This is a genomic window from Actinomadura harenae (genome assembly GCF_003696215.1).
GTDB lineage: Bacteria > Actinomycetota > Actinomycetes > Streptosporangiales > Streptosporangiaceae > Spirillospora > Spirillospora harenae.
In genome coordinates this window covers 1-1,144 of record NZ_RFFG01000272.1, presented here as the reverse complement: position 1 = coordinate 1,144, position 1,144 = coordinate 1, and the positions used below count along the sequence as shown (strand labels likewise).

Below are 1,144 nucleotides of genomic sequence, written 5' to 3'. Positions count from 1 at the left end.
CGGCCGGGCGCCGGGGCCGTCCCGGCGGCGCGGCGGCGGGCGGCGGCCTCGGCGTACCCGGGGTCGGCGACCCTGCCCTCGAAGAGGTCGGCGAGCAGGGACATGGACGCGTCGGGGCGCCGCCACCGTCCCGGTGGGGTTCCCGAGTCGCGTTCGTCCCTCTCGCTCACGGCCCCATCATGGCAAGCACCGCCAAATCGGCGTTCTGCGCGCGCGGGACCACGCGCGGGATCAGGGGGCGGCGACGGCGGCGTGGGAGCGTTCGAGGCCGAGCATGACGGCCATGCCGGCGAGCACCGAGCCCATCACGTACCTCTGGAAGCGCTGCCAGGCGGGACGGCGCGTCAGGAACGACGACACCGCGCTCGCGCACAGCACCCAGATCCCGTTCACGGTGAGCGCGACGGCGATCTGGACGAGGGCGAGGACCAGGCTCTGCAGCCACACGTGCCCGCGGGACGGGTCGGTGAACTGCGGCAGCAGCGACACGTACAGGATCGCGATCTTCGGGTTGAGCAGGTTGGTGACCAGGCCCATGGCGAACAGGCGGCGCGGCGGGTCGGCGGGCAGCTCGCGCGGGGTGAACGGGGTCGTCCCGCCGGGCCGGACGGCCTGCCAGGCGAGCCACAGCAGGTAGCCGACCCCGGCGAGCCGGATCGCGGTGTAGAGGGCCGGGACGACGGCGAAGACGGCGGTGAGCCCGGCGGTCGCGGCGGCGGCGTACACGGCGAACCCGGCGGCGACGCCGCCCAGCGAGACGTACCCGGCGCGGCGGCCCTGGGTGATCGTCCGGGAGACCAGGTACATCATGTTCGGGCCGGGCAGCAGGACCATGCCGAACGCCACGACGGCGATGCCCGCGACGGCGGTCAGGGAGACCATCGCACCTCGTTTCGGAAGTCGGGGAGATGACGTCGACCTTAGGAAGGACCGCGATATCGGTGCAATACTGCGGTTTGTACTCGGTGCAATGTGAGGGGCCCGATGAGCGACTTCCGGCGGGTGGCGGACGCGGTCGCGGCGGACATCGCGGCCGGGCGGCGCCGTCCCGGCGACCGGCTGCCGCCGCAGCGCCGGTTCGCCCGCGAGCAGGGCATCGCGGCGTCCACGGCGGCCCGCGTGTACCGGGAGCTGGCGCTGCGCG

2 protein-coding genes are annotated in these 1,144 nt (G+C 74.1%); one reads left to right on the top strand and one right to left on the bottom strand.

Translation table 11 applies throughout. From position 1 onward, the window contains the following. Positions 1-231 precede the first annotated feature (231 nt). Complete coding sequence (locus EBO15_RS43440; protein ID WP_122200217.1) at positions 232-882, bottom strand: LysE family translocator; 651 nt, start codon at positions 880-882, stop codon at positions 232-234. Between the two features lie 102 nt (positions 883-984). On the opposite strand from EBO15_RS43440, the gene EBO15_RS43435 reads away from it, so the two are divergent. Further along, the coding region (locus tag EBO15_RS43435) for a GntR family transcriptional regulator (protein WP_122200216.1) at positions 985-1,144 on the top strand (160 nt) is incomplete at its 3' end.